The organism is Janthinobacterium sp. 1_2014MBL_MicDiv (genome assembly GCF_001865675.1).
Lineage (GTDB): Bacteria > Pseudomonadota > Gammaproteobacteria > Burkholderiales > Burkholderiaceae_D > Janthinobacterium.
On the sequence record NZ_CP011319.1, the window covers coordinates 164,099 to 177,124 of the forward strand.

Annotated in this window: 12 protein-coding genes; 11 read left to right on the top strand and 1 reads right to left on the bottom strand. The window is 64.9% G+C overall.

What is annotated here, in order from left to right; genetic code table 11:
• Positions 1-27 precede the first annotated feature (27 nt).
• From YQ44_RS00710 to YQ44_RS00735, 6 genes are read left to right on the top strand one after another with little or no spacing between them, the layout of a single operon-like run.
• A complete protein-coding gene (locus YQ44_RS00710; protein ID WP_232251019.1) occupies positions 28-1,050 on the top strand; it encodes an ABC transporter substrate-binding protein in 1,023 nt (340 codons plus the stop codon).
• 21 nt (positions 1,051-1,071) lie between these two features.
• Positions 1,072-1,911, top strand: coding sequence for an ABC transporter permease (locus YQ44_RS00715; RefSeq protein ID WP_071321739.1), 840 nt, complete (start codon positions 1,072-1,074; stop codon positions 1,909-1,911).
• Positions 1,908-2,687, top strand: coding sequence for an ABC transporter permease (locus tag YQ44_RS00720; RefSeq protein ID WP_070290842.1), 780 nt, complete (start codon positions 1,908-1,910; stop codon positions 2,685-2,687). Before YQ44_RS00715 ends, YQ44_RS00720 begins: the two co-directional genes overlap by 4 nt.
• 13 nt (positions 2,688-2,700) lie before the next feature.
• Complete coding sequence (locus YQ44_RS00725; RefSeq protein ID WP_071321740.1) at positions 2,701-3,732, top strand: ABC transporter ATP-binding protein; 1,032 nt, start codon at positions 2,701-2,703, stop codon at positions 3,730-3,732.
• Positions 3,733-3,749: 17 nt separating this feature from the next.
• Positions 3,750-4,694: a nucleoside hydrolase gene (locus tag YQ44_RS00730; protein ID WP_232251020.1), complete on the top strand. Its 945-nt coding sequence runs from the start codon at positions 3,750-3,752 to the stop codon at positions 4,692-4,694.
• A gap of 35 nt (positions 4,695-4,729) precedes the next feature.
• Complete coding sequence (locus tag YQ44_RS00735) at positions 4,730-5,800, top strand: adenosine deaminase family protein (RefSeq protein ID WP_071321741.1); 1,071 nt, start codon at positions 4,730-4,732, stop codon at positions 5,798-5,800.
• Between the two features lies 1 nt (position 5,801).
• Here the strand turns inward: YQ44_RS00735 and YQ44_RS00740 are convergent, their stop codons facing one another.
• Positions 5,802-7,184, bottom strand: coding sequence for a short-chain fatty acyl-CoA regulator family protein (locus YQ44_RS00740; RefSeq protein WP_071321742.1), 1,383 nt, complete (start codon positions 7,182-7,184; stop codon positions 5,802-5,804).
• Positions 7,185-7,341: 157 nt separating this feature from the next.
• Here YQ44_RS00740 and YQ44_RS00745 point away from each other — a divergent pair, with 157 nt between their 5' ends.
• The 5 genes from YQ44_RS00745 to mmsB all read left to right on the top strand — a co-directional run bounded on the left by YQ44_RS00745 (position 7,342) and on the right by mmsB (position 12,954).
• Positions 7,342-8,850, top strand: coding sequence for a CoA-acylating methylmalonate-semialdehyde dehydrogenase (locus YQ44_RS00745; RefSeq protein ID WP_071321743.1), 1,509 nt, complete (start codon positions 7,342-7,344; stop codon positions 8,848-8,850).
• Between the two features lie 9 nt (positions 8,851-8,859).
• Entirely contained in the window at positions 8,860-10,020 is a 1,161-nt protein-coding gene (locus YQ44_RS00750; protein WP_071321744.1) for an acyl-CoA dehydrogenase family protein, read from the top strand.
• On the top strand, positions 10,017-10,802 hold the full coding sequence (locus YQ44_RS00755) for an enoyl-CoA hydratase (protein WP_071321745.1): 786 nt from the start codon (positions 10,017-10,019) through the stop codon (positions 10,800-10,802). Before YQ44_RS00750 ends, YQ44_RS00755 begins: the two co-directional genes overlap by 4 nt.
• Entirely contained in the window at positions 10,795-11,928 is a 1,134-nt protein-coding gene (locus YQ44_RS00760) for an enoyl-CoA hydratase/isomerase family protein (RefSeq protein ID WP_071321746.1), read from the top strand. The genes YQ44_RS00755 and YQ44_RS00760 overlap by 8 nt, the downstream gene beginning before the upstream one ends.
• A 120-nt stretch (positions 11,929-12,048) precedes the next feature.
• The gene (gene mmsB / locus YQ44_RS00765) at positions 12,049-12,954 is read left to right on the top strand and encodes a 3-hydroxyisobutyrate dehydrogenase (protein WP_071321747.1); all 906 of its coding nucleotides are present in this window, start codon (positions 12,049-12,051) and stop codon (positions 12,952-12,954) included.
• Positions 12,955-13,026: the final 72 nt, after the last annotated feature.

Here is a 13,026-nt window from a genome sequence, read left to right on the forward strand (position 1 = left end):
CAGCGCCGCCCCCTGAAAGGAAGCATCTTGAAAAAGCACCTCATGCTGGCTTTGAGCCTAGGCTTGCTGGCAAACGCCGCCCACGCGGAAAAACGCGAGCTGGTCATTTCGGCTTATCCGATTGCCCAACCCTTGTTCATGAAATATGTGTACGAGCCGTTCAAGGCCAAATGCGGTTGCGATATCAAGGTGGAAACGGGAAATAACGCGGACCGCATCGCCAAGCTGGTGGTGCACAGCAAGAATCCGGTGATCGACCTGGTGCTGCTGTCCGACTCCGGCATGCTGGAAGCGGCGCAGAAGGGCGTCATCCAGCCCATGGATTATTCCAGGCTGAGCAATTACAAAGCCTTGTACGACGTGGCGAAAAACCCTGTCGGCGGCAATTTCGCCGTCGGCTACACCCTGTATTCGGTGGGCCTGGTGTACCGCAGCGACAAGATTGCCCCGCTGACGTCCTGGAAGGACCTGTGGCGCCCCGAACTGAAGGGCCGCGTGGCCTTCCCCGACGTGAGCACCACGCAGGGCCCGTTGATGCTGCGCATGGCCGATGCGGCCTGGGGCGGCAAGACGGACGATTACGCCACCGGTTTTGCCAAGATCGTCGGCATGAAGGGCAACGTCGTCACGTTCTCGAAAAACAGCGCGCAGCTGGCTGCCCTGTTCGCCCAGGATGAAATCTGGGCCGCCCCCGTGGCGCGCTTTACCTGGTCGCAGATGCTCAAGACGGGCCTGCCCCTGAAGTGGAGCATCCCGGCCGAAGGCCAGGCGGCCGGCATGAACGTGATGGGCATCGTTGCCGGTTCGAAGAACGCGGACCTGGCTTACCAGCTGATGGATTTCTGGCTGTCCAAGGAAGTGCAGACGCAGCTGGCGACCAACCTGGTCGACTCGCCCGTCAACAAGGACGTGCGCCTGTCGGTGGCGGCTGCGCAATTCAATACCTATGGCGCCGACCAGATCAATTCGCTGAAATTCGTCAAGCCGGAAACCATCCTCAAGCAGCGCACCAACTGGATGACGCAGTGGAACAAGGCCATGAGCAAATAGTGGTGACGAGGAGAGAACACCATGTTTGCTGATCCAAAAAAGCGCCTGGGCCTGCTGCTGGTCCTGCCTGCGCTGATCTTTATCGTCGTCTGCTTCCTGCTGCCCGTGCTGGCCCTGCTGGTCGATGCCTTCCGCGTCGGCGACGGCATGCAATGGGGCGTGGACCGCTTCATCGACTTCTTTTCGCAGGAATTCAACCGCACCATCTTCTGGCGCACCCTGCGCATCGCCGCGCTGGTGACCCTGGCCTCCGTCATCCTCGGCTATCCGGCCGCGCAAGCCGTGGCGCGCGTGTCGCCGAAGTGGCGCGGCCTGGTGGTCGGCATGATGATCCTGCCGCTGATGGTGTCGCCGATCGCGCGTACCTACGCCTGGATCGTGCTGCTGGGCCGTAACGGCGCCGTCAATGCGGCGCTCGTCAACATGGGCTTCACGGAAGAGCCGCTGCGCCTGCTGTTCAGCGAATTCGCCGTCTTTGTCGGCCTGCTGCAACTGCTGCTGCCGCTGATGCTGATGTCGCTGGCGGGCGCGCTGGAAAACCTGCCGCGCGACGTGGAACCGGCCGCCGCCACCCTGGGCGCCAATCCATGGCAAGTGTTTTGCAAGGTCACCCTGCCGCTGACGCAGGAAGGCCTGGTGGTTGGCGGCACGCTGGTGTTTACGGGCTGCGTGACGGCCTATGTGACGCCGGCCCTGCTGGGCGGCACCAAGGTGCTGATGCTGGAAACCCTGCTGTACCAGAAGGTCAGCGTGGAGAGCGATTTCGGCGCGGCCAATGTCATTGCCGTCATCCTCGTCTGCATGACCCTGCTGGTGAATGCCGGCCTTAAACGTATTTCCTCGAGCCGGAGTTCCGTATGAAAGAAAGCTTATTCTCGCGCGCCGTCCTGTGGCTGGTGTTCCTGTTCCTGCTGGGGCCATTCGCCATCGTCGTGCTGGCCGGCTTTTCCGGCGGCGAAACGCTGGCCTTCCCGCCCGAGTCGTACTCGCTGCGCTGGATCCTCGAAGTGTGGGCTGCGCCCGAGTTCCGCCGCGCCTTCCAGACCAGCCTGGAGATCGGCCTGATCGCCACCGTCATCGCGCTGCTGCTGGGCATACCCGTCGCGTATGCGTTTTCGCGCATGCCGCCGCCCGGCATCGGCGCCATCCGGCAAATCCTGACGTCGCCGCTGATCATTCCCGCCATCCTGGTGGGCCTGGGCTTGCTGCACCACCTGGTGCTGACCATCAATGCGCCCGTGTATGTGGGCCTGCTGATCGGCCATATCGCGCTGCTGATTCCGTATTCGGTGCGCGTCGTGTACGCCAGCCTGGTGAACCTGCGCGTCGATATCGAGGATGCCGCCATCACCCTGGGCGCGTCGCGCCTGCGCGCCTTCTTCATGATCGTGCTGCCGAATATCCGCAACGCCGTGATCGCCGCCTTCTTCCTCGCCTTCGTCACCTCGTTCAACCAGGTGCCCGTCTCGCTGTTCCTGACGGGGCCGGGCATCAGCACCTTGCCGATCGAGATGCTGGGGCATATGGAAAACAGCTTCGACCCGTCGATCGCTGCCCTGTCGACCTTGCTGGTCTTGTTCACCATGGCGTTCGTGATGGTGACCGAGAAGGTGCTGGGCATTTCTAAATACATGTAAGAGGCAACACACGATGAGTTATCTGGAACTGCACAAGCTGAACCTCGGCTACGCCAAGAACACGACGTCCGTGAAAGACCTGGACCTGCACGTCGAGCAGGGCGAGCTGATTTCCCTGCTGGGCCCCAGCGGCTGCGGCAAGACCACCACCATGCGCGCGATCGCCGGCCTGATGCCGCTGCAGTCGGGCCGCATCGTGCTCGATGGCCGCGAGATCGGCAAGCTGGCGCCGAACAAGCGCAATATCGGCATGGTCTTCCAGTCGTACGCGCTGTTCCCGCACCTGAATGTCTACGACAACATCGCCTTCGGCTTGCGCCTGCGCAAGGTCGCGCCGGCTTTGCTGAAAACGAAAGTGGAAGCCGTGATCGCCGCCGTCGGCCTGACGGGTTTCGAGACGCGCCTGCCGGCGCAGATGTCCGGCGGCCAGCAGCAGCGCGTGGCGCTGGCGCGCGCCATCGTCGTCGAGCCGGCCCTGCTGCTGCTCGACGAGCCGCTGTCGAACCTGGACGCCAAGCTGCGCGTGCAGATGCGCGCCGAGCTGCGCCGCATCCAGCGCGAGCTGGGCATCACCATGCTGTACGTGACGCATGACCAGGAAGAAGCGCTGGCCCTGTCCGACCGCATCGTCGTCATGAACAGCGGCCGCATCGAGCAGCTGGCCGCGCCGGAAGCCGTCTTCAACACGCCGTCGACGCGCTTCGTCGCCAACTTCATGGGCTTTGAAAACCTGTTCGACTACCGCGACGGCGCGCTGCACCACGCGGGCGCCAGCCTGCCGTACACGGCGCCGGTGGCATCGGGCACGACGGTGCTGGGCTGGCGTCCGGACAAGGTGCGCGTCTGCGCGCCCGACGCTGCAAGCGCCCAGTATCCGGGCACCGTGCTGGCGCGCGGCTTCCTCGGCGACACCGTCGAATACCTGCTGCAAACCCCGCTGGGCCAGGTCAAGGGCATCTGCGCGGCCGGCGGCGCCACGTGGCGCGAAGGCACGGCCGTCTCGTTCGTGCTGCCGGCCGACAGTGCCCTGTGTCTGGCTGCGTAACTTCTAATGGAACCATCATGACCCAAGCCTTGAAAAAGATCTGGCTCGACACCGATCCCGGTTTCGACGACTGGCTGACGATGTTGCTGCTGGGCAGCAATCCCGGCATCGAGTGGCTGGGCGTGAGCGTGGTGGCGGGCAATGCGCCCGTCGATATCACCTACGACAACGCCTTGCGCATCAAGGCCCATGACGGTTTGAGCGTGCCGATCTACCGCGGCTGCGAACAGCCGCTGGCCGGCGTCATCGAGACGGCGCAGCGCATCCTCGGCGACAGCGGCATGCCGACGACGGGCGAGATCCTGCCGCCGGGCGCGGCCAGCGACGCCGCCGGCCACGCCGTCGATGCGCTGATCGCCGCCGTGCGCACGCATCCGGGCCAGATCACCATCATGGCGATTGCGCCGATGACGAACCTGGCCACGGCCTTGGCCCGCGCGCCCGACATCGCCGGAAAGATCGTCGAAATCATCCTGATGGGCGGCTCGACCGACCAGGGCAACCATACGGCGGCGGCCGAATTCAATATCTACGCCGATCCGGAAGCGGCCGACCAGGTGTTCAAGGCCGGTATCCCGCTGCGCATGTTCGGCTTGAACCTGTGCCGCCAGCTGCTGGTGACGAATGCGGAAGTGGAACGACTGCGCGCCATCGGCACGCCGCGCGCGCAACGCCTGGCCGGCTACCTGGAAGCGTATGTGCGCATCCGCAGTAGCGACGGTTCCGTGCCCATGCCGATGTACGACCCCGTGGTGGCGCTGTACCTGGAAGCGCCGCAGCTGTTCCAGTTCCAGCCGGCCCACGTGGCCATCGAATTGACGGGCGAACTGACGCGCGGCATGACGGTGTGCGAATTCCGCGTGCCGCGCCGCGCCGCCATCAACACGCAGGTGGCGATGCTGGCCGACGGCCCGGCCGCCATCGAACTGCTGATGCGCCGCCTGACGGCCATCCTGATGTGATCTTGTAGTCTTTATCCACTAGCGAAGCGAGCTTCATGAGTAACCCTGCCGACACCCTGCCAGCCTTGACCATCGAACAGTTTTTACGCGCCATGCCCAAGGTGGAGCTGCATTGCCACCTGTTCGGCACGGTACGCCAGGCCACTTTCCGTGCGCTGGCCGCGAAGACGGGCAATGTCGTCACGCCGGAAGAAATCGACGCCTTTTATACGCGCGGCGACAAGCCCGTCGGCGTGCTGCGCGTGCTGCGCGCGCTCGACGCGCACCTGATCGTCTCGCCGACGGACCTGTATTGCCTGACGTATGAATACCTGGAAGACGTGCATGGCCACGGCGTGCGCTATGCGGAGTTCTTCTGGAACCCGACCGGCACCGTGCGCGTGTCGGGCATCCGCTATGACGCGGCGCAGGACGCCATCGTGGCGGCCATCCGCGACGCGCAGCGCGATTTCGGCGTGATCGGCCGCCTGATCCCCAGCATCGACCGCGAAGCGGCGCCGGCCGAAGCCGTGCAGATGGTGGAATGGATGAAGGCGCACCGCGCGCCGGAAGTCATCGGCATCGGCATCGACTACCGCGAAAACGACCGTCCGCCGGAACTGTTCATCGACGCTTACCGCGCCGCGCGCGCGGCCGGCTTCAAGTGCACGGCCCACGCCGGCGAATTCGGCATGCCGTGGATGAACGTGGCAACTGCCGTCGACGAGTTGCAGGTGGACCGGGTCGATCACGGCTACACCATCGTCGATAATCCGCAACTGGCGCAGCGCTGCGTGGAACGCGGCCTCGTGTTTACCGTGGTGCCGACCAATTCGTATTATCTGCGCACCCTGGCGCCCGAGCGCTGGGCCCTCGACCACCCGATCCGCGCCATGGCCAAGCTGGGCCTGAAACTGCATCCGAACACGGACGATCCGACCCTGCACCATGTGACGCCGACGGGCGCCTGGTTGATGATGCGCGAATTCGGCTTCGGCCTCGATGACATGCGTGGCTTCATGCTGAATGGCCTGGACGCGGCCTGGATCGACGAGTCCACGCGGCGCGACTGGCGCGCCGAGTTCTGCGCCGCATTCGACGCGCTGCGCGCAAGAGTCGCCGAGTAAATCAGGCGGACGCCGGTGGCGGCGCCAGCAGCGAGGGAAACGCCCGCTGCGGGCACGCCTGCCGCTCGCACACCTTGCAGCCCGTGCCGATCGGCGTGGCGCTGGTGGGGTCGTGCAAATCGAGTCCCTTCGAGTAAATCAAGCGGTGCGCCTGCGAGATGTCGCAGCCCAGCGCCACGGCAAAGGTCTTGCCGGGCGCGCGGAAACCCGGCGACGCCGTGCTGACCTGGCGCGCGATCCACAGATAGGTGCAGCCGTCCGGCATGCTGGCCACCTGCGTGAGCACCTGGCCCGGATGGCTGAAGGCGTCGTAGACGATCCACAGGGGGCAGGTGCCGCCCACCCGCGAAAAGTGGAAGTCCGTGGCCGACTGGCGCTTCGACACATTGCCCGCGCGGTCCACGCGCACGAAGAAGAACGGCAGTCCGGCCGCATCGGGGCGCTGCATGGTGCTCAGGCGGTGGCACACGGCCTCGAAGCCCACGCCGAACTGGTGCGCCAGGCGCTCGATATCGTAGGCCCGGGTTTCCGCCGCCTGCAAAAAACGCTGGTAGGGCATCAACAGGGCGCCGGCGAAATAATTGGAAAACGCCAGGCGCGCGCCCGTTTGCGCGGCCGCGCCGGACAAGCCCGCCGCCAGCACGAGGGCGTCGATCAGCTCGCTGTGTTCGAGCAGGCTGATTTGCGCCGCCATCTGGAACGCGCGCTGGCCGCCCGTCAGGGTGTCGGGCAGCCACAGGATGCGCTGCTGGGCATCGTAGCGGTGCTTGCGCACCATGCCCGCGTCGCCATCGGACAATTGCATCCTGACGCCGTGGCGCTCCAGCAGGCGCGCCTGCAGCGCATCGAGCGTGCGCAGGGCGGGATCGAGTTCGCCGGCCACGCTTTCCGCCGCCCGGTCCAGCTCGTCGATGTAGTTTTGCCGCCGGTTCAGGTATTCGCGCACTTCCTCGTCCGTGGACGGCGCCGCCGAGCTGGCGCCGCGGCTGCCGTCATCGAGGCGCGCGGCCAGGGTATCGGCCCGTTCCGCCATGACCCGGTAGCGCCGCTGCAAGAGCAGGATCGAGCGCGCCAGTTCCGGCATATTCTCCACCAGCATTTTGAGCTCGGCCATCGAGGTGGGCGGCGCGTCCGGCAATTCGCCAAAGACGTCGCGCACGTCGGCCACCAGGCTGGCGCTGTCGTGTTCGGAAAAGATTTGCGGGTCGACCCCCAGCACGCTGCCGATGCGCAATAAAATCGGCACCGTCAGCGGGCGCTGGTTGCGTTCCATCTGGTTCAGGTAGCTGGGGGAAATGCCCAGGGCCTTGGCCAGCGCCACCTGCGTCATGCGCCGTTCCTCGCGCAGCCGCTGCAGGCGCACGCCCATGAAAACCTTCGCCATCGCGCTTCCCCTTCCCCGGTTTGTGGAATCTGCAAATTTACAAACTTTGCAGATTAACAGATTCGTCTTTGCATTATCTCGCATTTTCACGCCTTGTTTGCGACCGGTATTGTGCGAATAATGCAAACAGACCTATACCCCAACGAGGAGACACCGAGTGACCACGCAAACTGCCATCCCTACCGTTCCACTGCTGATCAACGGCGAGTGGGTCGAATCGACCACCACCGTGTGGCGCGACGTCGTCAACCCCGCCACGCAGGAAGTGCTGGCCAAGGTGCCGTTCGCCACGCCGGACGAAGTGAACGCCGCCATCGCCGCGGCCCAGCGCGCTTTCAAGACCTGGCGCAAGACGCCGATCGGCGCCCGCGCCCGCATCTTCCTGAAACTCCAGCAGTTGATCCGCGAAAACATGGCCGACCTGGCCGCGACACTCACGATGGAACAGGGCAAGACCCTGCTCGACGCGGAAGGCGACGTGTTCCGCGGCCTGGAAGTGGTCGAGCATGCGGCCAATATCGGTACCCTGCAAATGGGCGAATATGCGCAAAACGTGGCCGGCGGCGTCGATACCTACAGCGTGATGCAGCCGCTGGGCGTGTGCGCGGGCATCACCCCGTTCAACTTCCCCGCCATGATCCCGCTGTGGATGTTCCCGATGGCGATTGCCTGCGGCAATACGTTTGTCTTGAAGCCCTCGGAGCAGGATCCGCTGGTGACGGAAAAACTCGTGCGCCTGGCCCTGCAGGCAGGCATCCCCGCCGGCGTGCTGAACGTCATTCACGGCGGCGAAGACGTGGTCAACGCCCTGTGCGACCATCCGGACATCAAGGCCATCTCGTTCGTGGGATCGAGCAAGGTGGGCACGCATGTGTACCAGCGCGCCAGCCTGAACGGCAAGCGCGCGCAATGCATGATGGGCGCCAAGAACCACGCCGTCGTGCTGCCCGATGCGAATAAAGAGCAGACCCTGAACCAGTTGCTGGGCGCGGGTTTCGGCGCGGCCGGCCAGCGCTGCATGGCCGCCTCGGTCGCCGTGCTGGTGGGCGAAGCGCGCGAATGGCTGCCGGAACTGTCCGCCAAGGCGCAGACCCTGACGGTCGGCGCGGGCAAGGACAATCCGGACCTGGGCCCCGTGATCTCGTGCGCAGCCAAGGAGCGCGTCTTCAGCCTGGTCGCCAAGGGCATCGAGCAGGGCGCCGTGCTGACCCTCGATGGCCGCGACGTCAAGGTCGATGGCTATCCGAACGGCAACTTCGTCGGGCCGACGATTTTGTCCGGCGTGAAGCCTGGCATGGTCGTGTATGACCAGGAAATCTTTGGCCCCGTCTTGATCGTCGTCGAAGTCGACACGCTGGACGAAGCCATCGCCCTCGTCAACGCGAATCCGAACGGCAACGGCACGGCGCTGTTTACGCAAAGCGGCGCGGCCGCGCGTTACTTCCAGGAAGAAATCGACGTGGGCCAGGTGGGCATCAACGTGCCCATTCCCGTGCCCGTTCCCCTGTTCAGCTTTACGGGTTCGCGCGGCTCCAAGCTGGGCGACCTGGGGCCGTTCGGCAAGCAGGTCGTGCTGTTCTACACGCAGACGCAGACCATTACCCAGCGCTGGTTCACGGACGCGGCATCGGTGGGCAAGGTCAATACCACCATCAGCCTGAAATAAGGAGCGGCCATGGACTTTGAATTGAGCGACGAGCAGCGCGAGTTCCAGCAGGCCGCGCGCGCGTTTGCGGAAGGCGAACTGGCGCCGCATGCGGCGCATTGGGACGCGGAATCGATCTTCCCCGTGGACACCATCGCCAAGGCGGGCGAGATGGGCTTTTGCGGCCTGTACACGCCGCAGCGCTGGGGCGGCCTGGGCTTGACGCGCCAGGACGCGGCCATCGTGTTTGAAGAGCTGGCGGGCGGCTGTACCTCGACGACGGCCTACATCACCATCCACAACATGGCTACGTGGATGCTGTCGCGCTGGGGACAGGAAGCCCTGTGCGACGAGTGGGTGCCGGCCATGGCGGCCGGCCAGAAGCTGGCCAGTTATTGCTTGACGGAGCCACAGTCGGGCTCGGACGCGGCCTCGCTGCGCACCAAGGCCGTCAGGGATGGCGACTTTTATGTTCTCGACGGCACGAAAGCGTTCATTTCCGGCGCGGGCCAGACGGACATGCTGATCGTCATGGCGCGCACGGGCGGCGAGGGCGCGGCGGGGATTTCCGCGTTTGCCGTGCCGGCCAACCTGCCCGGCATCGCGTATGGCAAGAAAGAAGAAAAGATGGGCTGGAACAGCCAGCCCACGCGCATCATCAGTTTCGACCAGGTGAAAGTGCCTGTTGGCAATTTGCTGGGCGCGGAAGGCGAGGGCTTCACGATCGCCATGAAGGGCATCGATGGCGGGCGCATCAACATCGCCGTGTGCTCGGTGGGCACGGCGCAGGCGGCGCTCACGCGGGCGCAGACCTATATGAAGGAGCGCACGCAGTTTGGCCGCGAGCTGGCCCAGTTCCAGGCCCTGCAATTCAAGCTGGCCGACATGCTGACGGAACTGGTGGCGGCGCGCCAGATGGTGCGCCTGGCGGCCTGGAAACTCGACCAGGAAAGCCCGGACGCCACGGCGTATTGCGCCATGGCCAAACGTTTCGCCACGGATGTGGGCTTCAATGTGGCCAACGATGCGCTGCAATTGCACGGCGGCTACGGCTACATCCGCGAGTATCCGCTCGAGCGCCATGTGCGCGACACGCGGGTGCACCAGATCCTGGAAGGGACGAATGAAATCATGCGCCTGATCGTCGCGCGAGCGATTTTGAAAGACGGCGCCACGGAGACCTTACGATGACCAAAGTGTATACCAACCTGCTGCTCGAACGCCGTGGCCATACGGCCCTGGTGACCCTCGACAACCCGCCTGCCCATACGTGGACCCAGGCCAGCCTGAACGCGCTGACGCAACTGGTGGCCGACCTGAATGCCGATCCGGACATCTACGCGCTCGTGATCACGGGCGGCGGCGCCAAGTTCTTCTCGGCCGGCGCCGACTTGAACGTGTTTGCCGATGGCAACAAGGACACGGCCTTCGCCATGGCGGCCGCGTTTGGCGAGGCGTTCGAGGCGCTGTCCGCGTTTCGCGGCGTCAGCATCGCCGCCATCAATGGCTATGCCATGGGCGGCGGGCTCGAATGCGCGCTGGCCTGCGATATCCGCATTGCCGAGGAGCATGCGCAAATGGCCTTGCCGGAAGCATCCGTCGGCTTGCTGCCGTGCGCGGGCGGCACGCAGCACTTGTCGTGGCTGGTGGGCGAAGGCTGGGCCAAGCGCATGATCTTATGCGGCGAGCGCGTCGATGCGGCCAAGGCCCTGGCCATCGGTCTCGTCGAGGAAGTCGTGCCGACCGGCAAGGCTGCCGCCACGGCGCTGGCCCTGGCGGCCAAGGTGGCGCGCCAGAGCCCCAGCAGCGTGACGGCATGCAAGACCCTGATCCAGGGCGCGCGCAGCCGTCCGCTGGTCGAGTCCCTGCCCGACGAACGCACCTTGTTCCTCGGCCTGTTCGATACGCAAGACCAGAAAGAGGGCGTGCAAGCGTTCCTCGAAAAACGCGCGGCGGAGTGGAAGAATGGCTGAAAGCACCCTGATTGATACGGTGAAGCTCGAGGAGCGCGACTGTCCCGGCGGCATGAAGCTGGGCGTCATCACCCTCGATGCGCCGAAATCGCTGCATGCGCTGACCCTGGACATGATCCGCGTGCTCGATGCTGCCCTCGTGCGCTGGGCCGACGATGATGCCATCGCCTGCGTGGTGCTGCAATCGTCGACGGACAAGGCCTTTTGCGCCGGCGGCGACGTGCGCAGCCTGCGCTCGGCCGTCGCCGAGCAGCCCGGTATCGTACCGAACCCGCAGGCGCTGGCCTTCTTTGCCGAGGAATACCGGCTCGACCACCGCATCCATACCTATGCAAAACCGCTGCTGGTGTGGGGCGGCGGCATCGTCATGGGCGGCGGCCTGGGCCTGATGGCGGGCGCCAGCCACCGCGTGGTGACGGAAAGCACGCGCATCGCCATGCCGGAAATCACCATCGGCCTGTTCCCCGACGTGGGCGGCAGCTGGTTCCTGGGCCGCATGCCGGGACGCAGCGGCCTGTTCCTGGGCTTGACGGGCGCGCCGCTGAACGCGGCCGACGCGCTGTTTGCGGGCCTGGGCGACCATTTCCTGCGCCAGGAAGAGCGCGCCATGGTGCTCGACGCGCTGGCGCTGGCGCAATGGCAAGCGAGTCCGCAGGCCAATCACCAGCAGCTGAGCCGTTTGCTGCGCGGTTTTTCGGCGCCGGCGTCGCTGTTGCCCGTGTCCGAAGTGCGGGCCAATTTCGACGCCATCGCCGCGCTGACGCAAGCGCCTACTCTGCCCGAAGTGGTGGCCGCCATTGCCGCGTATGACGGCGATTCGGCCTGGCTGCAAAAGGCCGCGCATTCGCTGGACAAGGGCGCGCCCAGCTCGGCCGCCCTGGTGTGGGCCATGCGCGAGCGCACGCGGCATCTGAGCCTGGCGCAAGTGTTTCAGCTGGAATTGATTGTCGCTGTGCAATGTTGTGCCCATGGCGACTTCAGCGAAGGGGTGCGCGCCTTGCTGATCGACAAGGATAACGCGCCGCAGTGGCAGCCGGCCAGCCTGGCTGACGTCAGCGCAGCGTATCTGGACGAGTATTTTGCGGCACCGTGGACGCAGCATCCCTTGGCTGATTTATCCATTTAAACATTTAAGTAGTGCATGAAAATGCTCAGGGTTGGGCGCCTTGCCGACGGCAGTACGACGAGTACGACTCGGCAAGGCAACAACGCCAGGGGCTTTTTAGGCGCGACAGGAGACATACACATGCAACATATCGCTTTCATCGGCCTGGGCAACATGGGCGCGCCGATGGCCCGCAACCTGGTCGCCGCCGGCTTCCATGTATCCGTCTTCGACCTGGCGCCGGCCGCCGTGGCCTCGCTGGTCGAGGCGGGCGCTACGGCGGCCGCGTCCGCCAGCGCGGCCGTGCAGACGGCCGACGCCGTCATTACCATGTTGCCGGCCAACAAACATGTGCAGGAACTGTACCTGGCCGAAGGCGGCGTGCTCGATTCGGCCAAGGCTGGCGCCCTGTTCATCGATTGCAGCACCATCGCCGCCGATGTGGCGCGGCAAGTGGCGCAGGCGGCCACGGCACGCGGCTTTGCCATGATCGATGCGCCCGTCTCGGGCGGCACGGCCGGCGCGGCGGCCGGCACCCTGACCTTCATCGTGGGGGGGCCGGACGCGGCCTTGCAGCAGGCGCGGCCTTTGCTGGAAAAGATGGGCAAGAACATTTTCCATGCGGGCGAGGCCGGTGCGGGCCAGGTGGCGAAGATTTGCAATAACATGTTGCTGGGTATCTTGATGGCCGGTACGGCCGAGGCATTGAACCTGGGCGTGGCGCATGGGCTGGACCCGAAAGTCTTGTCCGACATCATGGCCAAGAGCTCGGGCCGCAACTGGACCCTGGAAGTGTACAACCCGTGGCCAGGCGTCATGGAAGGCACGCCCGCTTCGCGCAATTACAGCGGCGGCTTCGGCACGGCGCTGATGCTGAAGGATCTGGGCCTGGCGCAGCAGGCCAGCCTGTCGTCGAATGCCGCCACGCCATTGGGCGGCCTGGTGCGCCAGCTGTACCAGGTGCATGCCCAAGCCGGTTATGCGCAGCAGGATTTTTCCAGCATCGTGCAGCTGCTGCGGCCTGGCTTGCAACAAGCTGCTGAGTGAAAATTTTTGGACAAAAAAAAGCCCGCTGGTGAAAGCGGGCTAAATCCAATTCTTGGAAGAGTTGGAGGAGAC

Coding starts and splice junctions, on each gene's coding strand:
- YQ44_RS00735 (WP_071321741.1), top strand. CDS start 4,730: ATGAGTAACCCTGCCGACACCCTGCCAGCCTTGACCATCGAACAGTTT.
- YQ44_RS00720 (WP_070290842.1), top strand. CDS start 1,908: ATGAAAGAAAGCTTATTCTCGCGCGCCGTCCTGTGGCTGGTGTTCCTG.
- mmsB (WP_071321747.1), top strand. CDS start 12,049: ATGCAACATATCGCTTTCATCGGCCTGGGCAACATGGGCGCGCCGATG.
- YQ44_RS00740 (WP_071321742.1), bottom strand. CDS start 7,184: ATGGCGAAGGTTTTCATGGGCGTGCGCCTGCAGCGGCTGCGCGAGGAA.
- YQ44_RS00715 (WP_071321739.1), top strand. CDS start 1,072: ATGTTTGCTGATCCAAAAAAGCGCCTGGGCCTGCTGCTGGTCCTGCCT.
- YQ44_RS00755 (WP_071321745.1), top strand. CDS start 10,017: ATGACCAAAGTGTATACCAACCTGCTGCTCGAACGCCGTGGCCATACG.
- YQ44_RS00750 (WP_071321744.1), top strand. CDS start 8,860: ATGGACTTTGAATTGAGCGACGAGCAGCGCGAGTTCCAGCAGGCCGCG.
- YQ44_RS00760 (WP_071321746.1), top strand. CDS start 10,795: ATGGCTGAAAGCACCCTGATTGATACGGTGAAGCTCGAGGAGCGCGAC.
- YQ44_RS00725 (WP_071321740.1), top strand. CDS start 2,701: ATGAGTTATCTGGAACTGCACAAGCTGAACCTCGGCTACGCCAAGAAC.
- YQ44_RS00730 (WP_232251020.1), top strand. CDS start 3,750: ATGACCCAAGCCTTGAAAAAGATCTGGCTCGACACCGATCCCGGTTTC.